Source organism: Vibrio intestinalis, assembly GCF_025195085.2.
GTDB lineage: Bacteria > Pseudomonadota > Gammaproteobacteria > Enterobacterales > Vibrionaceae > Vibrio > Vibrio intestinalis.
In genome coordinates this window covers 364,298-382,369 of the sequence record NZ_JANAVY020000001.1, presented here as the reverse complement: position 1 = coordinate 382,369, position 18,072 = coordinate 364,298, and the positions used below count along the sequence as shown (strand labels likewise).

Here is an 18,072-nt window from a genome sequence, read left to right as displayed (position 1 = left end):
TTGGTTTAAGTCGGGCATTTACCTAGTTGCTTGGCCGTGAATTAATCGAGAAATCATAACTTTTCCATCACTTTTAGATGTTCTAACGAGAGCGGTTTTTTGACCCAGAATTACGTATAACGCCATAGCCTATGGGGATTGCCAATGGTTTTATATTCCTAAAAATTGGGATGAAAAGCTCAGTTTTACTCGATTGATGTGCAAGCACTTAATATGAGAGTGATTTTCCAGACTAAGTTGTGAGATGTTCGCCTATTTTTAGCTAGAGTTAATGACAAAGGGCTAGGGGTTAGTCAGGAACGTAATGCTGTTCATTGAAGAGAATGTCCCTTCGTTACTGAATAGAGAAAAGCCTCAAGATTTACTTAAATCTTGAGGCTTTTTGTCAATTATTCGGTCGTTTTAAATTATTTTTTTAAATTAATTTCCGACTCATGGGCGTTGGTTTCAAAATCAGGGTTGGATGCCATTTTCTCACTTGCCCATTTGTTCAAGTGGCTCAAAATCGCTTTCACAGCATGCTTTTCAGTAGGCTGCTCATTACTTTCTACCGCGATTTCTTCTTTAGGGTGCGTACCCGTTGCATCTTCAGCAATGTGTAGCCAATCTGGGTGCCAATAGTAAGGTTGACCCGATGGGGTAGACCAAGTGTGCACACCGTTGGTTTCACCTTTGTATTCAATATTGGATTCGTCGTATTTCTTCATTGTTATTCTCACCAGTTATTTGCTGACTTGTGTGGCCAACTAAGGCCTAGTTCGCGCAAGCGTATTAATCTAGTAGGTTAATTATAGAACCTGACCCTAAATGTAATATACGTTGTGAGAAAGAAAGTGATCTCACCGCCATAATTGACGTTTGCTGGCGTAGAGCTGAGGGATAGTAACTAAAGCTGTGGATTGCTTGAGTAATAACTACAAAAAAGCCCTCTAAAAAGAGGGCTTTACATCGTATTCTTGGTTCAGATTAGAAGTTTGCTGAACGTGGTGTACGTGGGAATGGGATTACGTCACGAACGTTACCCATACCTGTTACGTAAGACACTAGACGCTCGAAACCAAGACCGAAACCAGCGTGAGGCACTGTGCCGTAACGACGTAGATCGCGGTACCAGTTCATGTGCTCAGGGTCGATGCCCATCTCGCGCATACGTGCATCAAGAACATCTAGACGTTCTTCACGTTGAGAACCACCGATGATTTCACCGATACCCGGTGCAAGTACGTCCATCGCAGCAACTGTCTTACCGTCGTCGTTCAGACGCATGTAGAACGCTTTGATGTCTTTCGGGTAGTTCTTAACGATTACTGGCGCTTTGAAGTGTTCTTCAGCTAGGAAACGCTCGTGCTCAGAAGACATATCGATACCCCATTCAACTGGGAATTCGAACTCACGACCAGAATCTAGAAGAATTTGGATTGCGTCAGTGTAGTCTACTTGTGCGAAGTCTGAAGAAACGAATTGCTCTAGACGAGTAATCGCTTCTTTGTCGATGCGTTGTGCGAAGAACTCAAGGTCATCACGACGCTCTTCCAGTACCGCTTTGAAAACGTACTTCAGCATATCTTCTGATAGCTTAGCAACGTCGTTTAGGTCTGCGAATGCTACTTCAGGCTCCACCATCCAGAATTCCGCTAGGTGGCGGCTAGTGTTTGAGTTTTCAGCACGGAAAGTAGGGCCGAACGTGTAAACTTTGCTTAGTGCACAAGCGTAAGTTTCTGCGTTAAGCTGACCAGATACCGTTAGGAACGTCTCTTTACCGAAGAAATCTTCGTTGTAATCAACATTGCCTTGCTCTGTGCGAGGTAGGTTTTCCATGTCTAGCGTAGATACGCGGAACATTTCACCAGCGCCTTCAGCATCAGATGCTGTGATTAGCGGAGCAGAAACCCAGAAGTAACCTTGCTCGTGGTAGAAACGGTGGATTGCTTGAGATAGGCAGTTGCGTACACGCGCTACAGCACCGATAACGTTAGTGCGCGGGCGTAGGTGCGCAACTTCACGTAGGTACTCAATCGAGTGACGAGTTTTAGCCATTGGGTAAGTATCAGCGTCTTCAACCCAGCCAACAACTTTAACGTCAGTTGCTGCTAGCTCGAAGTCTTGACCTTTAGCAGGAGACTCAACAATCTTACCTGTTACTTCAACAGAGCAGCCAGTAGTTAGCTTAAGTACTTCGTCTTCGTAATTATTAAGATTATTTGGGACCACGGCCTGAATCGGGTCGAAACAAGAGCCGTCATAAATGGCAAGGAAAGAGATTCCAGCTTTGGAATCACGACGTGAACGAATCCAGCCGCGAACAGTGACTTCACTGTCTACTGCTAGCTTACCGCTCAAAACGTCTGTTACAGGCGCGTAAGTCATGTTTAAAATAATCTCCATTGAGGTAAAAATTCAACCCAATGTCTTTTGTAGGAGATTAATGGCTAAATTTGGCCAAAAATTCGTCAAAACATTGGGTTGGCGATATTTTTTCATCGAACCTCCATATTACCTGTCAAATCCTATGCTTCAACCTTTATTGTCAATTTGCTTGCGATAATTTCATTATTTTCTTTGACGGTATTGTTTTATCACCAGAAATAACCGCTGTTTGTCTCTTTACACCACGAGAAATAGGCAACTCTGGGGGATTTACTTGTCAGCAGCAGAGTAAATCCTTAGTATTGCGTCACTTTTATAAAGCCTGAGAATTAAGATGAAAACAGAATTGTACAAAGAGTTTATGTTTGAGGCAGCACACCACTTGCCTCACGTTCCAGAAGGTCACAAATGTGGTCGTCTGCACGGCCACTCTTTTTTAGTTCGTCTTTATGTAGAAGGCGAAGTTGATCCCCATACAGGCTGGGTTGTGGACTTTGCAGAAATCAAAGCGGCATTTAAACCAATCTACGACCGCTTAGATCATTACTACTTGAACGATATTGAAGGTCTTGAAAACCCGACAAGCGAAGTGCTAGCAAAGTGGATTTGGCAGCAGCTAAAACCATCATTGCCACTTCTGAGCAAAGTTGAAATTAAAGAGACTTGCACGGCGGGTTGTATCTACAAAGGTGAGTAATCTTTGTTGCCGAGTTAGACTAAAAAGCCAATCGAGAGATTGGCTTTTTTCGTTTAGAGAGTGGGGAAGTTTATTATCGGCACACCGAGCGAGCCATACGCGCATAAGTGTGTCTTACGCCACGAATGGTAATGCTGTATTCACGAATGTTCTCCGGTACGGCGATGCCAATAGCGCAGCCAGTGTCACCAATGTGGTGTAAATCTGCACCCGCCATTTTACTCATCAGTGCGATTTGGCGGATGGTCTCAATGCCAGCCCCTTCTTGTGATGTGCCAATCGCTGTCATCGCCATAATGCCAATCTCATGTGCGTAGTCGATAAGGCTTGCCGCGTATTCTGTAGTAATACCTGCAACTGTACCTGGCGCAGGGATCAGCACAATATCTACCCCATTGTCAGCAAACTCTTTCACATCTGCCTTGGTGATGATTTTTTCGCTACCAGAGCGAAGAATGCCAGCCGCGTGCATTTTACCCGCGATTAATACCATATCTTTACCCACCGATTCTCGAATGGATTTAAGGCTGTGCGAGATGGCTTCGTTGCTCACGCCGTTACCCGGATTACCCGTTACCGTGATAAAGCGCGCGCCCATATCATATAGTTTCTTGGCATTTTCACCGGTAGCTAATCGGCCTGGGGATACTTGCCAGAAATCTTGGTGCGTTGGAGCGTAATCTGGGGCTACCGCTTCTAAGTTTACGCCGACCGCACGGCCAGTATAGTGGGCAAGTTCAGAGAGTAAGTTTTTAGACTCTATTGAATCTGGCATGCCTTTAATTTCAGGCTTATCGGCATCGAACAAATTGAGAAGAAGTAGGTCAGCGCCTTGACTCGCGGCAAGCTCCGCGTTGCTGACAGAAACCAGCATCGGCTGCAATGCGCCAATGGTTTCGGCCATGATAATGCGTCCTTCACTCATGCGCAGTGAGTCTAGAAGAGATTGGCCTTGAAGCTGTTTGATCTCTGAAGCAGAGCAATCTAAATATCTTTTCGTCATAACGAATCCTTAATGCACCAAGCGCTCGCTAGATGAACCGCTAGCGGCCAAGGTAAATGAAAACTGCCAAAATGGTAGCAACTCTCACTAGGTTATTCTGAATTAGAAATGACTTTTTGGAACTGGGCGACAGAGTGAATAATCTTAACTTGATCTTAATTTAAAGTAGCAAGCTAGGAGCATGTGATGCCCGTGAGTGAAAAGCGAAGATAAGGTTCGCGAGTGGTGCTTGCATACCACTCTTTTGGCATTGAATCCGCAAGGCCAAGCTGGCGTAAGGCTTGTTTTTGCTGTTTAGTAATGACAACAAAATGAAGCAAACTATCAAGGACTCGACGCGCCGATTGTCGGTTTAACTCGCCATCGCGCTCATAGCGTTTTAACTCGCCAACAATAACAGTTAAAGGCACGATAGGTTCAAGCTGCGCATGTTTAATCGATGTGCAGCCATCGGCTTTTGGGGCTGATAAACGTGCGGTTTCCCAATCGGGTTTGCCTTGCTTTGATAGATAGCCTTCGCGAAAGCAATAATAGCTGAATAGAAAACGCTCGACCATCGCCCAGCGCTGGGCTGAAAGCTCTAGCCAAAGGTGTTCAAATTCGATATCCCAATCAGTCATTAATTAGCCTTTACATGGCTTAATGGTTGATGCTTATGCAGCGCTTTTAGCAGTAGGGCTAGCAACATGATCCCCGTTGCACCAAGGCCAATCCCAATGCCAGCCCAAATGCCCATAAGCTCAAAGTGGTTCGCTAGCCACCAAGCGGCAGGAATACCAATTACCCAATAGCCAATGGCGGTAATAATGGTAGGGCCAACCACAATTTTCATGCCGCGCAGCAAGTTGATTGCTAATAACTGCCACGCATCGACAATAAACGACAGTGCAACAACCCAAAGTACACTAGCAAGCAGCGCGGTGAGCGTTGCATCAAGGCTAAATAGGTTAGCAATAAACTGCGGCCAAATAATGAAGCCTGCAGCAATGATGATGCTGATGACTGAAGTTAAAAAGAAGCTACGTTTTACTGTAAGTTTGATTGCCGGGTAATCTTCTGCGCCATACTGTTGCCCGACTAGAATAGCTGCGGCTTGCGAGAAGCCGAAGTTGACGTTCCAAGTGAAACTTAAACATTGCAGCAGTATTTGGTGTAGAGCCAATGACGCGACGCCAATCATACCCGCCATCAATGTACCACCGTAGATTAAACCGTGCTCTAGCAGTGCTGCCAGTGCGATAGGTAGGCCCATACCTAGCAACGGCAACATAGAAGAAAAAGAGAATTCGTGCAGGTTGAGCCAAGGCGCAAATTCTTTGTATTCGTCACGACTAAACACCCAGCAGGCATAAAGAACCGTTGTGATAGCAGCCGCCAATGCGGTGCCTGCGCCGAGCCCTGATAGCCCTAAGTTAAAATTAAATGCCAACACGTAGCTGATAGGCACATTAAGAAGAACGGTTGCAACCGATACCACCATGATGGAGCGCACGTTACCAAATGCACTGGTGAGCCCACGTAGTACCAACATTAATAGCGAAGGAAGCATGGCCCATTTTAGTGCGTCAATGTATTGCATCGCTGGGGCAATAAGCTCGGCTGGTTGTTTTGCCAATATTAGGAGTTCAGGAGTCCAAATAAAACTAACGGTCAGCAGCATAGAAAGAATCACTGATAGCAGTACCGCACCTTTGACGTTGAGGCGGATTTGCTGATTGCCGTAGTCTGGGCGAGCGACTCTTTGACCATACGCAATTGCAATTAGGTTAGCGACGCAACCAACGGTGCTGCCCGCAACGATAAAGACAAAGGTATAAATTGATGCGCCTAAACCACCAGCGGCTAAAGCGGCAATACTGAGTTGAGACATCATCCAGACATCAGTAAGCACTAATGCCATAGCAATCAGTTGAGATATGATCAGTGGAAATGCGAGTGATAGTATTTTATTCAAAGGATTGCTCTAAGATCAGTGAATTATGTTGTCTGTTTTTTGAGACATTTAACTGCATTATGCCCAGTGATTCAAATGACTTTTACCTTAAATCTCGAATGCTTTTCATTGTGCGAGATTCCATTGGCTTGGTTAGTCTGCTTTAGTCAGGTTTTGGGCAGTGAGATATACGGTAAGGCGTCAGTGTTGACTGTGCTATCGGTGCTTGTCGAATGTTGATTTGCAGGAGTATTTAATGGATGCCATATTCTAAACTGGTCATTTTTACGACATGCGTCTATTAATTGACCATTAGTTAGTAAAAGCGCTTGCCGAGTTCGGAGTCAATATTGATCCTTGTCACGATTTGGAATTCGATACAGTTAAGGAAAATGTAATGAAATCGCCTTTTGACCACCAAATTCAGCAAGAAATTGGTGATCGGCAAGTGATCGCACTGATGTGCGCTGGTGGTTTTACTTCTAGTTTGCTCGCGCGAGCCATGCAAAATTATCTTGATCAACACCAACTGCCTTACTACGTGATGTATTCTGCGGTAACACTATTGTCTAATCCAAGCTTCTTGGAAGATTTTGGCCGCAAGGTGTCACTGGTGATGTTGTCGCCTCAAGTACATTACTATTTCGATGATGCGCAACAAGCACTCAATTTTTATGATATTCCGGTAAGTAAAATAGAGAAGCAAGATTACTGCCGTATTGATTATCAAAGAGTGTCAGAAGTGGCGTTAGACAACTTGCGCTTAACGTCAGTGTAGTGCGCTGTAGGCACTCACTGGCAAGCGACGATAACGCGTTGACAGGAGGGGTAAATGCAGCAACTCGATAAAAACATATGGATAGTGGAGGGTGAGACAGTATCGTTTTACTCTTTCCCTTTTTCGACCAGAATGACCATTGTGCGCTTAGATGATGGCCGTTTATGGATTCACAGCCCTATTCGAATCAGCGATGATCTGCAGTATCAAATCGACCAGTTAGGTTCAGTGGCTTTTCTTGTTGCCCCTAATCATCTACATCATCTGTTTTTACGCGAGTGGCAAATAGCTTACCCCTCAGCGATGACACTCGGCACCCAACAAGTCATCAATAAACGTAAAGACCTCAATTTTGACCGCGTGTTAGATAGCAATACATCGTTACCATGGGGAGAGTCTCTCGCTCATCGATTCTTCACCGGCTCATCTGCGATGCAAGAAAGTGTATTTTTACATCACGCATCTGGCACTTTGATTGTGACTGACCTGATAGAAAACTTCGAGCCAAGTAAACTTACGCCTTTTCAGCGTCGCATTGGCAAATTGGTAGGTATTGTTGCTCCCAACGGTAAAATGCCGATTGATTGGTGCTTGACCTTTTCATTTAACAAACGAGAGGCGAGGGAGCACATAAAAGCAATCTTAGCTTGGCAACCTAAACGCATTGTGATGTCTCATGGCAATATCGTCGAACAACAAGCAGAGCAGTTTTTGACGCGTTCGTTCAGTTGGTTGAATCCACTATAAACAGTACGAATTGTAGATGATTTACGCATGGCATTTTTTTGGCATGTCAAAAGGGTTACGTTATTGAGTGCTTGCCAGTAAAACGGTGGTAACTTATGTGTGTAGACTCCCTTTTTTGGACTTCAAATAACATTTTTGCTCAGTATTTATGCAAGCCACTGATATGATGAAGATATTAAAGCAGTTTCATTTGATTGCTAGTTCGGGCTGAGGCTTTTTTCTAAAACAAAGTGCATGAAAAGCAAACCTCGCCCTAATCTTTGTTAAATTAGGTAGGGTTTGGATGCTGGAAACAAAAAGGTTGATACTTCGCCAATGGGAAGATGAGGATTATCCTCACTTTGCGCGTATGTGTGCAGACCCAATGACGATGAAATTTTTCCCCAAGCCACTTTCTGTGCAAGAAAGCAATGAGTTAGCCGATAAAATCCGTTCAGCCATTGACGAAAATGGATGGGGTTTTTGGGCGGTGGAAGATAAAGCAACGTCTCAGTTTATTGGCTTTGTCGGTCTACATTATCAAGACGCGACCAGTGGTTTACCAAATGCCCCATTTTTAGAAGTGGGCTGGCGTTTATCTAAAACGTATTGGCATAAAGGTTACGCAACAGAAGCCGCTGAACAAGCGCTACGTTACGCATTTTATGTGCTCGATTTCGACCAAGTGTATGCGTTTACCGCTAAAACGAACTTGCCATCCCAAGAAGTCATGAATCGTTTGGGTATGGTCAACACCTGCCAGGATTTCAATCATCCTAGCTTACCTACTGCTCACCAACTTGCTCCCCACTGCTTGTATCAAATAGAACGAGAAAGGTTCTTGTCACTGTAATTTTATTGGTCGACTAGTGCGGTTTATGGCATTAGTCGCATCTCATCGTCTCTTATCTCTGCTTTTGAATCGTTTTGATTACACTGGTTTTAACTCATTCACAAGGTAACGCCGTAACAAGGAAGAGAAGCGATGTCTGTTCAACACAAAATCCATAATCAAGAAGTGTACTGCTGCGCAGACAGTGCGCTCATCGAAGAGCAAAAAGCCTGCATGGAACGTCTTTATGACTATAACCAGTCAAGGCCGTCAGAATCAGATAAGAGAACGCAATTGCTTGACGAGATCTTCGCCAGTACAGGTAAGGACTGTTACGTAGAGCCGCCGTTAAGAGCAAATTGGGGCAGGCATACTTCCGTTGGCGATTATTTCTATGCCAATTTTAATCTTACTTTGGTCGATGATACTTACATCACCATCGGTAATTACGTCATGATTGGCCCAAATGTGACGCTATCCACGGCGGGTCACCCCATCGATCCTGAAACGCGCAAACGAGCGGCTCAATTTAATATTCCTATCACCATTCGCGATAATGTTTGGATTGGCGCCAATGTAGTAGTGCTACCCGGAGTAACGATTGGCGAAAACAGCGTGATAGGCGCAGGAAGCATTGTCACAAAAGATATACCTGCTAACGTTGTTGCGGTAGGTAATCCTTGTCGGGTATTACGTGAGATAGGCGAAAAAGACAAACAGTTCTACTTTAAAGATAGGCGCTTTGATTCGGAGGCGTTTATCGCTCAAATAGAGAGTTAGCCCGCAATTTTAGTTGGCTAATTTATAAATTTTATCTATTCGCTGTGGCATAATCCTTTTTTATTATTTTTATCAATGATTTGAACTAATCTAAACAGAGACATTTGGATAAATAATTAAGGATTAAGTATGAAAAAGGTGTTTACCGCGGCTGCATTAGCGCTTTCTTGTGTTCTTACTGCACCAGCGCAAGCGAACGTTAATGACTTCTCGATTTGCCTAGCTGATTCACTGAACGGTAAAGAGCGTAAACAACTCGCCACTTGGGTTTTTTATGCGATGGCAGCGCACCCTGAGTTGAAGGAGCTTGCGAATGTAAGCCAAGAGCGCCGTGTCGAGATGGATAAGAGTGTAGCGAAGTTGATGACACGCCTACTGACAGAAGACTGTTCTGAGCATGTTGTAGCTGCGATGCATCAAGACCCGTTAGCTATTCAACGAGCGTTTGAGTTTGTTGGCCAAGTGGCGATGCAAGAACTGTTGGCAGATCAAGCAGTGACGAATTCAATTTCTAACTATGCGCATTACGTAGACCAAGAAGCCATTGCAAGTTTGTTTACTAAATAAAACGATAATTGAAAACGCTGCTTTTTAGTCATCATGAAATTAAAGGCAGGTTTCTGTAGCGCTCAATAAGCCCAATTTTTCGTAAAGAGGAACGGCTAGGGCGCTACTGCTGATTGGTTTTGGTCGTTTACAAACAGCAACGCGAGATCATTAGGTAGTAAAAAAGCATTGCTTTCGACAATGTTCTGCCAAACCTCTTCTTCATCTAACTGAGTCACATCCTCTTTGGCTTTCACGAAGCCCCCATAATCCCCATCATTGGTTTGAAAGATCACCATATATTTAAGCTTAAGCCCGTCTTCATAGACCTTTTTGATGCTTATCTCTTGGGCTATGTCTTTGGCCGGAAAGTGCTCGAAAGTAAATTTACGATTAGTTCTTAACACGTAGTGGCCAATATCCTCGCTAAGTGGAATACCACGAAAGGCAGTGGTAAACGCAAGGGATTGGCAACCACCGAGTGAGCTTGCTTTTTCTTTAATAAAGAAGCACATGGTGTATTTTGCGGGGCAGCTTTCAAACCCGGGCTCTGCCACACAAATTGCGTGCGGGCCAGCTTGTATTACAGCTGCTTGGTGGTAATCAGTCATTGGTTGTTGGTATTAATAAAGTCGTCGTTATAATTTGCAACTTAGCGTCAACGTGCTGTTTTATCAATCAATAACTACTGTTCGCGAGACGTAACCCACGAGTCTGGGTGTAGAGTAGGGTGTGAACGTTACTTGATAGGTTGAGAGCAGCGATTTCACTGCTCTCATTATTAAGGCGTGTTTGGTCTTTATAGAGAGTTAATACGTTAGATTTGGGCTAGCAATAAATAACTTTTTCTCCCAGTAGCGCGAATAAAGCACATAAGGGACGTTGCCGATTCGAAACGCATACGGTCTTACTGCATCTTCAATTGGCACAATACGCTCTAGACGTTTTTCAAGTAAATCAGCTCGCCAGATACAAGCGTACGCTGATGAGTTATCGAAGTAGAACTCATAGTTGTCTGTACCCCAGCCAAGATTGTTGATCACCCAGCCGTTGTATACGTCATTAATGACGACAGAGTTGCCTTGGCGCCCCTCGATTTTTAGGGCTCCTTCACTCGCTGTCACTACAGCATCACCTTGTGGAGAGGTGACATAATCACTCGCATAGCCAGTAATGATGTGCGGCGGATTTTCTGCAGGTAGCGCTTTGATTTCGTCTTGGCTTAGGTCGATAAACCATGCGTCTTTTCGGTCATCGTAGTAGGTGAGGTAAACTTTAGAACCTTTTACTGCGGAGACTTTAAGGTCAACAGGTGCAGTAAACAGCAACGACTCTTCACCTGTAAGCAAGTCTATTTGTCGTACCTCTGGCGATGAAATGCGAGAAAATACCACTTTCACTTGGTTGTCGTACTGGGCAACTGCATAGCTAGTGGATGAAGAGAACGGCTGCTCAGTAACGAGCTCTTTGCCCTGCCAAGTAGCGTTAGAGTCTACCGTTAAATCATCTGCCACAGAGGATTTCATCGACTCCATGTATTCTAGCGTGGCTTGCGCATTGTCATCCGCAATAATCAAACTCATCCCAGTATTGATGGTTTTGACTTGAGCTTGCTGCTGCGCGCTCAGCGGTTTATGCCTCGCGGTGAGATATTCTATCGGCTTGGCTGGCTGAAGGGTTTCAGCGCTTGTTGGATTAAACATATTGGCCAGAATCATCGGCTTATCTTCATCAAGGAACAACAGTCGAGTTTGCTCGTCTTCAATTGTCTGATCAGTCTGTATCGCTACTTTATCTAAGTCGCCGCTACTGTTTTTAACCAATAGATTTAACGGTTCATTAGGTTTGAGAGTTTTAGGGCCAATACATACCGCGTTTTCATAGCCAGCGAAACTGGATTGCCAACTGGCCGGTAGCGCAAGCATCGATTTGTCGTGGGCACAGCTACTACGAGAGAAATATTGCTCGGTTTGTTGTTCTATTTGCTTAATTGAGCAAAGGCTAAGGTTGGTTTGAAACGCTTGCTCGATATTGTCGCCTAGCTTACGAGAAGTTGCTTGAACAAGAGCTGCTGCTTCATTGCAGCGTTTAGACTCATTAAATTTGGTGGCGACTAATGCGTAGTCGCTCAGCAACCATAAACTTTGCTCATTTGCTTGCGAGCCAAACTGGTTAGGGCAGGCGTCAGTATAGAGGTAAAGCGAGTAGTAAGCGGCGTTGTAATCTTCTCTCTTGTAGTGGTCGAGAAACAGAGCTCGCGCTTTTGCCGTCGCTTGATCGCTACATTCCAAGATCGGTTCAGCAGAATAGGCCGAAAAGCTTGATGCAATTAAAGCGAGTGCACCCAAGCGAAACAGTGAATTTTTCATAATGGTAGGGCTTGTTTTAATAAGATCAGTAACATACCACATCTCACATTTGAAACAATTTGCTACTTCAAGCTTTCTAGCAAAATCTGAGGTTAATTCCAATGCGGATAGGTATGTAGGTTTAGGGCTCTATAGCAGCCTGCATATCTTGATAACCGCCCGCATTGTAAAGGTTAGTGAAGCCTTGCTTTGTTAAGTAATCATATGCTTGACCAGAGCGGTTGCCGCTGCGGCAGTACAGCACAATAAGTGTATCTTTATCAATGTTGGCAAAGTGTTTGTCGAGGTCAGATAAAGGGTAGTTGAGTGCCTTTTTAAGATGGCCTTGCTGGAACTCTTGTGGCGTTCTGACATCGACGAGGAGTGCTCCCTGTTCAATGAGTTGCCAACCTTGATCTGCTCTTGGTGTTGCTTGAATAACAGTAGATATCAGCGCAAAATTGATGATTGCAGCAGCAAGTAGTTTATTTAGCATTTCTATTTACCTAAGTTTATTTAGTTTCAACTTTCAAATTGTAGTCACTCTTATTGCTTATTCGTCTTCGTATTCATCGCCAAATTGATAGTCACTGACTCGGATAAATCTAAGATTTGGCGCTAGCGATTCAATTTGCTGTTTAAGCTTCTCATGAATAAATAGAGGGCTTAGATCGCATCCGCCCATTTTAAAGATTAGGCGCTGATCTTCGTCGATTTTATCGAGCACGTTTGCATCCAGTCGATATTGATAGACTCGGGGCTCATCGTCTTCATCATCGCACGCCTTGTAGTCAGACGTTTCTCTGTCCCAACAATCGAGGTCTTGGTACATATTAAGTAGCAAAAAAGGCTGCTGAGCATACTCTCCTTTGTATTCAACCGTTGCAGGGAATAGCTGACCGCCATAGATGTGGTGTTCTAATAGGGCTTTAAATGACTCGGTAAATAATAAGCTAGGGGTGCAGAATAGGTTACTGGTTTCGCTAAGGGCGAGACGAGACTTCGCGTTGAAATGAACGGCACCATCTTCAAGGTTTAATTTACGAAAGTGAAAACGTCGCAGTGCAGTTTGCTCGGTAGGGATGACTTGCCAAGGCTCGATGCTATCGGAGTAATTGCCGTGCATGATGTAGTAACTGTTGTTGTAACTCATAGGTGTCGCATCATTGCTTAGTTTTTAGTGAGTTTATCATGAGCGATATCCGGTTTATTGAGTAGTCATGTCTTTGAATGGGCTGAACATCACATTATTCAACTATCTGGCTATCTAGATGAATCGCAATAGTGCAATTGATTGAAATAACTTAGCTTTTCATGTCCAATATGCTCTGGTTTTGATAAGGGGCAAGTATGGAAGCGTTGCCAAAATGGTTAGCGAAAAAGTTTCAGTTTTTCGCCAGTAAATCGATTCTATTTCTGTGGCTAATGCTGATGGGCTGTGTGTTTGCCATGGCAGCTATGCTCGCTTTGATCTTGCCTTTTGGCGATTATTGGGCATTGGTGTTAGTGGCGCTGTTCATGGTCTGCCTAGTGGGGTTAATGTGCAGTAAGTTTTATTACCAGCGTTGCTATTTAACGGGTGAATTAGTTAAACACAGTAAAGGAATGAAAATCGCTTTTCTTACTAATGTGTATCTGTTTTTAGCAATGACAATGGCATTGTTGTTATTACCGTTATTGCTATGAATGTGGGGAAAGATAGAGGTATACCGTCATTAAGGAACGAAAATTGAAAATTAATTGGTTAAGCCTTGGCTTATTGCTCATTACAGGGCAAGCCATTGCAAGTTCGGATCTATCGGGTGAATACCAGCGCTACCGAGGAGACCAATTAGATCAACATGGTGCGTATTTTGAAATCACCCGTCAGCCTAATGGTCACTATTTGATTTCAGGTTCTGCGGTATGGGTGGGGAACGCACAAACAGGCCAAGTAAATATTGGTGATGTTTATGGCGAATATCCTCTGAAAGGCGATCAAATCCATTATCAAAATGATGAATGCCAGTTCGTCATGACTTTTGCAGGCGATGAAATCTTCGTCACTGATGACCTTGTAAGCTGTGGCGGAATGAATGTTACCTTCAATGGTACTTATAAGAAGAATCAATAACCTAATATAAAATTTGAGTTCGTTTTAGCGCGGTCAGTACCGCACTAGAATCTGACTCAGAGGTATTATCCATTATGCTTAAATCCCTTTTTATGCCAGTCGTTTTAATTGCTGGTTCTGTTCAAGCGGCCGATCTGCAAGGGTGTTTTTCGACTGAAGATTTGATTACCAGTTTTGGTGATGGTCAGTCTGAAATGAAACAGTCTTATATAAATATTGTAAAGCAGGGCGATGACTACCTAGTTGATGCGTTGCTGTGGGGAGCGAATTATCATATTTGTGGAGTAGGCGATCCAACAGAAGGCGCTGACCCTGCGCCACTTAAAATGCATAAAGTTGGCGATAAATTAGTTTACGAGAAGCAAGAGCCCGAATACGGTATTAGCTGTAAATTAGAGCTAAGCGTGCAAGATGAAATGGTCAATATTTCTGATGAGAATTACCACTGTGGGCAATACATTTTCTCTTGTGGTGCGCGGGTAGGTTTACACAACGTTGAGTTGCCTTCTACTCCCGACCAATGTCATTCAAGTAATGCGTCCAACTAAGAAGGAAATGTTATGAATAAAGTGGGCTATGCAGTGTATTGGCTTGGCTGTGGTTATGTATTGTCACATCTCTTTCTAATGCACGATTGGGTGCAATTCTTTGACGGTTTCTCGTTGCTCTGTACCTTAGTACCGGCGGTTGCTGCCTTGGCTATTGCAGGTGAAGGAATCACGCAAAGGTTTAAGCTATCGGCCAAAATCATGTGGGTCAGTGCCACTCTTACATTTGTCTATGGCGCAGTTTTGACACTAAGCCATCATCCATTTGATGCGGATGGATTTGTTATGGGTCTGTCTGTTGCCATGTTGCCGTTGTTCTATGCGCTTATTTTAACTCTACTGGTTGCGCCTTTGGTGTTTAGAACAGAGGGCAATAATCAATGAAACGCTTGAGCATTATCGCTCTATTGATGTTTTGCAGTTTACACTCTTTCGCTCAAGAGGGCAGTTTTGAGCGAAAAAGCTATTTAGAAGTGAAACGACAATTAGTTTCTGATGGTTGGACCGTTGTTGTTGAACAAGCGAAGACTAGTGCGCAAACACCTCCAGAAGTGGACTGCGGCAGCGGTGCGGATTCTATTTGCTCGGCTGCATTTACCAAAAATGGTCAGCATCTCGCTTTAGCGCTTGAATCTAAAGATGGTCAGTTAATAGTGATAGGAGAGTACTGAGTATGAAACGAAAGTTGGTATTGAGTACTGCCTTTCTACTTACCGCAGTTAGCAATATATTGGTCGCTCCGAGTGTAAGCGCGGATACTCTAGAAACCAAGAGTTACATTGTCATAGTAAATGTGCAGTGTGAGGAAGGTGAGGTAACTTGCGAAAACGTACTTTACTCGGGTGAGTCCAAAATCTCAGGCAATAAAATTGAGTTGGTCGGTAAGACAGTGCATTCCATATGCGCAGATGGTGTAACTCCGTGTATGTTTCGTGGTTACTCTTTTAAAAATGGTGATGTGAACTATTTTGTTTCTGTCTTCGGTGATCTGGAAGTGTGGGATGCCAAAGGGAATGTTTTAGTTGATGAATCCGGTGAGTGGAAATAAGCATGGCGATGGAAAACTACTGAGCCTGATGAATATTGACCGCGGAATGACTCAATTCTTGCTTCTGTGACCAATTCTACTTCCAAATCGTTTTATAACATCCATAATGAGCACTATCTAACATGTTGTTTTGAAAGCAATACGTATAGGCGAATTGCCATCTAAAATCATAATCTATAGGTAGTCATTATGAAGCCAGCACCAATTAAACCAGAAATTCAATTTGATGATTTTGCTAAGCTCGATATTCGAGTTGGCGAAATTGTTGAAGTGTTGGAAGTAGAAAAATCAGACAAGTTGATGAAGCTGATGGTCGATTTTGGTGACCACACTCGCTCTATTCTGGCGGGCATTAAACAAGAACGTGAAAACCCGAAAGAGATAGAAGGTAAACAAGCACTCTTTGTGGTCAATCTCCCAGAACGAAAAATGGCGGGCGAGCTATCACAGGGTATGTTGTTTGATATTGGCTATGAAGACAAATTACAGCCATGCTTAGCGTGCCCAGAAATTAAAATTCCAAATGGTGCTCGTGCTGGTTAATTGTGGCAAAGTACCTAATTACAACGGCTAGAAGGTAATAAAATGATAGATTTCAATAACTCATCAGTGTTTAAACTTAAGCCTATTGAAGTAGAGAAAGCACGAGACGATTTCCATAAATTCTTGATTAATGGCGAGCAGATTTTCGCGGCGTTCAAAACGATTCGCGATCAAGTGGTGTTTACCAATAAGCGTGTTATCGCTGCTAACGTGCAAGGTATTACTGGCTCGAAAGTGGATTACACCTCGCTTCCTTTTAGCAAAATCAACGCGTTTTCTGTTGAAACGTCTGGAACGTTCGATATGGATTGTGAGATTGAGCTTTATCTGAGCGAAGTCGGCCGAGTGCGTTTTGAAATTAAAGGTTCATTCGATATTGTGCAGTTCAACCGTTTTATTAGTGAATACGTACTGTAATTAAACGATGAATAACAAACACCCTGCTAGGATACCTGCAGGGTGTTTTTGTATCTGGCTTGAGTTAGGCTTTCGAAGAATTAAGGAAGCAGGTGCTCGATTTGGGTAATAGAGTAATGGGTTTTCTTATCTTCGTCGGGAAGGGATGCACTGATGGTTACTTTCGCCATATAAGCTTTTGCATCTGGATGAGCGGGTTGGGCCTGACAGAAAAACGTATAGTTGATGCCATTCTTAGCTTGAAGTTGTACTGCGAGAGGGCTGTACTGAACGCCAACAATCGAGTTCATGATTTCAAATGCGTCAATGACTTCAGAGGTGAAGTCCCGCGTCAAAATCAGCGTGCCATAATCATTCGATACTGCATTTTGTTGTGACATTCTGTACTCCTTAGCGTGATAAACGACTCTATGAGTAAAGTAGTAGTGACTTCAGCTCAAAAGAGATTGCCAAGCAGTATTACTGAAAATATCAGCAAAGTTGGTATCAAGTTAGTATCAAGTTCACTTCTCCGTCTTAATTTTATTGGTAACTTTATAAATACCTATAAAGCAGGTGGCGAATATTAAAAAATAAAGGAGCCGAAAACGACTCCTATGAGCGACGTGTATTGGCCACCTTATAGGTACAGAGGCATCACTTCAGTGGGTTCTCCATACGCTAGCCTGCTAGGTTTCAATTGGTTATTTATCAAGTTTTGTAGTACACCAATGGCAGAACCAACAGGGCCTACTACAGGTATATAACGTTGATACTTGCTACTCAGTGCGTGGCTAAGATAATCGTGCACTTCGAGCATCCCAGTACAGCCGAGAATGATGGCCTGTGCGCCTTGCTGTTCAATGGCGATAGCACTTTGCTCAAGAAGACTTTGTTTGAGTTTCTCAGTATCGTGCAGTTGATTGACAGGAAGGTTTGCGTGTTGAATAGAAGCAACATGGTTAGCGACATCTAATTGGCGAGCTAAATCCCAAAGCATGGGTACGACGGATTCAACAACGGTAATGATGGAAAATCGATTGGCAACCATCATTGCGTTCAGTACCGCTGGGGCGAACCCTCCCACCACAGGAATACTGACCGCTTCTTTTAATGATTCTACTGCAGGCTCACCAAAGCAGTTTACAAAGATACCATCGAACCCCGCTTTTTCCGCTTGAATAGCTTTAGTAAGTATCTGTTGAGAGTTCCACAATTCGGCCGTTCGAGTTTGAATAAAAGGGGTTGCACCTTCATCTAATGCAACATATTCCACCGAGAAGTCCGGGGATAGGACAGGAGAGATTTCCTGCTCAAAGCCAGGGATAAAAGATTGAGCGCTTTGGTTCGAGACAGGAACAATGACCATGATTTTTTTCTGTGTCATAGTGATATATCCTTATTTAGTTTGATT

General features: G+C 43.6%; 25 protein-coding genes. 14 read left to right on the top strand and 11 right to left on the bottom strand.

From position 1 onward, the window contains the following. Window positions 1-407 precede the first annotated feature (407 nt). Both MU515_RS01645 and asnS read right to left on the bottom strand, forming a co-directional pair. Window positions 408-707, bottom strand: coding sequence for a hypothetical protein (locus MU515_RS01645; RefSeq protein WP_260258624.1), 300 nt, complete (start codon window positions 705-707; stop codon window positions 408-410). 259 nt (window positions 708-966) lie between these two features. After that, window positions 967-2,367 (bottom strand): asparagine--tRNA ligase, encoded by a 1,401-nt coding sequence (gene asnS, locus MU515_RS01640; protein ID WP_260258623.1) that lies wholly within the window; start codon window positions 2,365-2,367, stop codon window positions 967-969. A gap of 334 nt (window positions 2,368-2,701) precedes the next feature. Here asnS and queD point away from each other — a divergent pair, with 334 nt between their 5' ends. Further along, entirely contained in the window at window positions 2,702-3,064 is a 363-nt protein-coding gene (queD, locus tag MU515_RS01635) for a 6-carboxytetrahydropterin synthase QueD (protein ID WP_014232353.1), read from the top strand. A gap of 73 nt (window positions 3,065-3,137) precedes the next feature. On the opposite strand, the gene MU515_RS01630 is transcribed toward queD, so the two are convergent. From MU515_RS01630 to MU515_RS01620, 3 genes are all read right to left on the bottom strand, one after another. After that, window positions 3,138-4,067 carry a DUF7916 family protein gene (locus MU515_RS01630; protein WP_260258621.1) on the bottom strand — a complete coding sequence of 310 codons (930 nt, stop codon included), beginning with the start codon at window positions 4,065-4,067 and terminating at the stop codon, window positions 3,138-3,140. Window positions 4,068-4,240: 173 nt separating this feature from the next. Beyond that, on the bottom strand, window positions 4,241-4,687 hold the full coding sequence (locus MU515_RS01625; protein WP_260258620.1) for a hypothetical protein: 447 nt from the start codon (window positions 4,685-4,687) through the stop codon (window positions 4,241-4,243). After that, on the bottom strand, window positions 4,687-6,021 hold the full coding sequence (locus tag MU515_RS01620) for an MATE family efflux transporter (RefSeq protein WP_260258619.1): 1,335 nt from the start codon (window positions 6,019-6,021) through the stop codon (window positions 4,687-4,689). Before MU515_RS01620 ends, MU515_RS01625 begins: the two co-directional genes overlap by 1 nt. 376 nt (window positions 6,022-6,397) lie before the next feature. Here MU515_RS01620 and MU515_RS01615 point away from each other — a divergent pair, with 376 nt between their 5' ends. The 5 genes from MU515_RS01615 (at window position 6,398) to MU515_RS01595 (ending at window position 9,683) form a co-directional block, all read left to right on the top strand. Continuing rightward, window positions 6,398-6,778, top strand: coding sequence for a PTS sugar transporter subunit IIB (locus tag MU515_RS01615; protein WP_260258618.1), 381 nt, complete (start codon window positions 6,398-6,400; stop codon window positions 6,776-6,778). Between the two features lie 54 nt (window positions 6,779-6,832). Beyond that, complete coding sequence (locus MU515_RS01610) at window positions 6,833-7,525, top strand: DUF4336 domain-containing protein (RefSeq protein ID WP_260258617.1); 693 nt, start codon at window positions 6,833-6,835, stop codon at window positions 7,523-7,525. A 283-nt stretch (window positions 7,526-7,808) separates the two neighbouring features. Further along, entirely contained in the window at window positions 7,809-8,357 is a 549-nt protein-coding gene (locus MU515_RS01605; RefSeq protein ID WP_260258616.1) for a GNAT family N-acetyltransferase, read from the top strand. Window positions 8,358-8,489: 132 nt separating this feature from the next. Next, window positions 8,490-9,116 (top strand): sugar O-acetyltransferase, encoded by a 627-nt coding sequence (locus tag MU515_RS01600; protein ID WP_260258615.1) that lies wholly within the window; start codon window positions 8,490-8,492, stop codon window positions 9,114-9,116. Between the two features lie 129 nt (window positions 9,117-9,245). Beyond that, complete coding sequence (locus tag MU515_RS01595) at window positions 9,246-9,683, top strand: hypothetical protein (protein ID WP_260258614.1); 438 nt, start codon at window positions 9,246-9,248, stop codon at window positions 9,681-9,683. A gap of 95 nt (window positions 9,684-9,778) precedes the next feature. Here MU515_RS01595 and MU515_RS01590 read toward each other — a convergent pair whose 3' ends face one another. The 4 genes from MU515_RS01590 to MU515_RS01575 all read right to left on the bottom strand — a co-directional run bounded on the left by MU515_RS01590 (window position 9,779) and on the right by MU515_RS01575 (window position 13,163). Beyond that, window positions 9,779-10,273, bottom strand: a complete 495-nt coding sequence (locus MU515_RS01590) for a hypothetical protein (RefSeq protein ID WP_260258613.1) — start codon at window positions 10,271-10,273, stop codon at window positions 9,779-9,781. A gap of 198 nt (window positions 10,274-10,471) precedes the next feature. After that, a complete protein-coding gene (locus MU515_RS01585; RefSeq protein WP_260258612.1) occupies window positions 10,472-12,031 on the bottom strand; it encodes a hypothetical protein in 1,560 nt (519 codons plus the stop codon). A gap of 121 nt (window positions 12,032-12,152) precedes the next feature. Next, a complete protein-coding gene (locus MU515_RS01580; protein WP_260258611.1) occupies window positions 12,153-12,506 on the bottom strand; it encodes a rhodanese-like domain-containing protein in 354 nt (117 codons plus the stop codon). Window positions 12,507-12,563: 57 nt separating this feature from the next. Further along, a complete protein-coding gene (locus MU515_RS01575) occupies window positions 12,564-13,163 on the bottom strand; it encodes an imm11 family protein (protein WP_260258610.1) in 600 nt (199 codons plus the stop codon). A 197-nt stretch (window positions 13,164-13,360) separates the two neighbouring features. Between MU515_RS01575 and MU515_RS01570 the strand changes: the two genes are divergently transcribed. The 8 genes from MU515_RS01570 (at window position 13,361) to MU515_RS01535 (ending at window position 16,679) form a co-directional block, all read left to right on the top strand. Beyond that, the gene (locus MU515_RS01570; RefSeq protein WP_260258609.1) at window positions 13,361-13,696 is read left to right on the top strand and encodes a hypothetical protein; all 336 of its coding nucleotides are present in this window, start codon (window positions 13,361-13,363) and stop codon (window positions 13,694-13,696) included. Between the two features lie 43 nt (window positions 13,697-13,739). Next, window positions 13,740-14,123 (top strand): hypothetical protein, encoded by a 384-nt coding sequence (locus MU515_RS01565; RefSeq protein ID WP_260258607.1) that lies wholly within the window; start codon window positions 13,740-13,742, stop codon window positions 14,121-14,123. Window positions 14,124-14,197: 74 nt separating this feature from the next. Then, window positions 14,198-14,671: a hypothetical protein gene (locus tag MU515_RS01560; protein ID WP_260258606.1), complete on the top strand. Its 474-nt coding sequence runs from the start codon at window positions 14,198-14,200 to the stop codon at window positions 14,669-14,671. 12 nt (window positions 14,672-14,683) lie between these two features. Beyond that, window positions 14,684-15,055 (top strand): hypothetical protein, encoded by a 372-nt coding sequence (locus MU515_RS01555; RefSeq protein WP_260258605.1) that lies wholly within the window; start codon window positions 14,684-14,686, stop codon window positions 15,053-15,055. Then, the gene (locus MU515_RS01550; protein WP_260258604.1) at window positions 15,052-15,342 is read left to right on the top strand and encodes a hypothetical protein; all 291 of its coding nucleotides are present in this window, start codon (window positions 15,052-15,054) and stop codon (window positions 15,340-15,342) included. Before MU515_RS01555 ends, MU515_RS01550 begins: the two co-directional genes overlap by 4 nt. Before the next feature lie 2 nt (window positions 15,343-15,344). Beyond that, on the top strand, window positions 15,345-15,719 hold the full coding sequence (locus tag MU515_RS01545) for a hypothetical protein (protein ID WP_260258603.1): 375 nt from the start codon (window positions 15,345-15,347) through the stop codon (window positions 15,717-15,719). Window positions 15,720-15,908: 189 nt separating this feature from the next. Further along, window positions 15,909-16,262, top strand: a complete 354-nt coding sequence (locus MU515_RS01540) for a tRNA-binding protein (RefSeq protein WP_260258602.1) — start codon at window positions 15,909-15,911, stop codon at window positions 16,260-16,262. A gap of 42 nt (window positions 16,263-16,304) precedes the next feature. After that, window positions 16,305-16,679 carry a PH domain-containing protein gene (locus MU515_RS01535; protein WP_260258601.1) on the top strand — a complete coding sequence of 125 codons (375 nt, stop codon included), beginning with the start codon at window positions 16,305-16,307 and terminating at the stop codon, window positions 16,677-16,679. Between the two features lie 80 nt (window positions 16,680-16,759). Here the strand turns inward: MU515_RS01535 and MU515_RS01530 are convergent, their stop codons facing one another. Both MU515_RS01530 and MU515_RS01525 read right to left on the bottom strand, forming a co-directional pair. After that, window positions 16,760-17,059, bottom strand: coding sequence for a hypothetical protein (locus MU515_RS01530; protein ID WP_260258600.1), 300 nt, complete (start codon window positions 17,057-17,059; stop codon window positions 16,760-16,762). 239 nt (window positions 17,060-17,298) lie between these two features. Then, window positions 17,299-18,045 (bottom strand): aspartate/glutamate racemase family protein, encoded by a 747-nt coding sequence (locus MU515_RS01525; RefSeq protein WP_260258599.1) that lies wholly within the window; start codon window positions 18,043-18,045, stop codon window positions 17,299-17,301. Window positions 18,046-18,072: the final 27 nt, after the last annotated feature.

Coding starts and splice junctions, on each gene's coding strand:
- MU515_RS01615 (WP_260258618.1), top strand. CDS start 6,398: ATGAAATCGCCTTTTGACCACCAAATTCAGCAAGAAATTGGTGATCGG.
- MU515_RS01575 (WP_260258610.1), bottom strand. CDS start 13,163: ATGAGTTACAACAACAGTTACTACATCATGCACGGCAATTACTCCGAT.
- MU515_RS01625 (WP_260258620.1), bottom strand. CDS start 4,687: ATGACTGATTGGGATATCGAATTTGAACACCTTTGGCTAGAGCTTTCA.
- MU515_RS01530 (WP_260258600.1), bottom strand. CDS start 17,059: ATGTCACAACAAAATGCAGTATCGAATGATTATGGCACGCTGATTTTG.
- MU515_RS01630 (WP_260258621.1), bottom strand. CDS start 4,067: ATGACGAAAAGATATTTAGATTGCTCTGCTTCAGAGATCAAACAGCTT.
- MU515_RS01580 (WP_260258611.1), bottom strand. CDS start 12,506: ATGCTAAATAAACTACTTGCTGCTGCAATCATCAATTTTGCGCTGATA.
- MU515_RS01560 (WP_260258606.1), top strand. CDS start 14,198: ATGCTTAAATCCCTTTTTATGCCAGTCGTTTTAATTGCTGGTTCTGTT.
- MU515_RS01585 (WP_260258612.1), bottom strand. CDS start 12,031: ATGAAAAATTCACTGTTTCGCTTGGGTGCACTCGCTTTAATTGCATCA.
- MU515_RS01610 (WP_260258617.1), top strand. CDS start 6,833: ATGCAGCAACTCGATAAAAACATATGGATAGTGGAGGGTGAGACAGTA.
- MU515_RS01550 (WP_260258604.1), top strand. CDS start 15,052: ATGAAACGCTTGAGCATTATCGCTCTATTGATGTTTTGCAGTTTACAC.
- queD (WP_014232353.1), top strand. CDS start 2,702: ATGAAAACAGAATTGTACAAAGAGTTTATGTTTGAGGCAGCACACCAC.
- MU515_RS01605 (WP_260258616.1), top strand. CDS start 7,809: ATGCTGGAAACAAAAAGGTTGATACTTCGCCAATGGGAAGATGAGGAT.
- MU515_RS01535 (WP_260258601.1), top strand. CDS start 16,305: ATGATAGATTTCAATAACTCATCAGTGTTTAAACTTAAGCCTATTGAA.
- asnS (WP_260258623.1), bottom strand. CDS start 2,367: ATGACTTACGCGCCTGTAACAGACGTTTTGAGCGGTAAGCTAGCAGTA.
- MU515_RS01595 (WP_260258614.1), top strand. CDS start 9,246: ATGAAAAAGGTGTTTACCGCGGCTGCATTAGCGCTTTCTTGTGTTCTT.
- MU515_RS01600 (WP_260258615.1), top strand. CDS start 8,490: ATGTCTGTTCAACACAAAATCCATAATCAAGAAGTGTACTGCTGCGCA.
- MU515_RS01525 (WP_260258599.1), bottom strand. CDS start 18,045: ATGACACAGAAAAAAATCATGGTCATTGTTCCTGTCTCGAACCAAAGC.
- MU515_RS01590 (WP_260258613.1), bottom strand. CDS start 10,273: ATGACTGATTACCACCAAGCAGCTGTAATACAAGCTGGCCCGCACGCA.
- MU515_RS01645 (WP_260258624.1), bottom strand. CDS start 707: ATGAAGAAATACGACGAATCCAATATTGAATACAAAGGTGAAACCAAC.
- MU515_RS01545 (WP_260258603.1), top strand. CDS start 15,345: ATGAAACGAAAGTTGGTATTGAGTACTGCCTTTCTACTTACCGCAGTT.
- MU515_RS01540 (WP_260258602.1), top strand. CDS start 15,909: ATGAAGCCAGCACCAATTAAACCAGAAATTCAATTTGATGATTTTGCT.
- MU515_RS01570 (WP_260258609.1), top strand. CDS start 13,361: ATGGAAGCGTTGCCAAAATGGTTAGCGAAAAAGTTTCAGTTTTTCGCC.
- MU515_RS01555 (WP_260258605.1), top strand. CDS start 14,684: ATGAATAAAGTGGGCTATGCAGTGTATTGGCTTGGCTGTGGTTATGTA.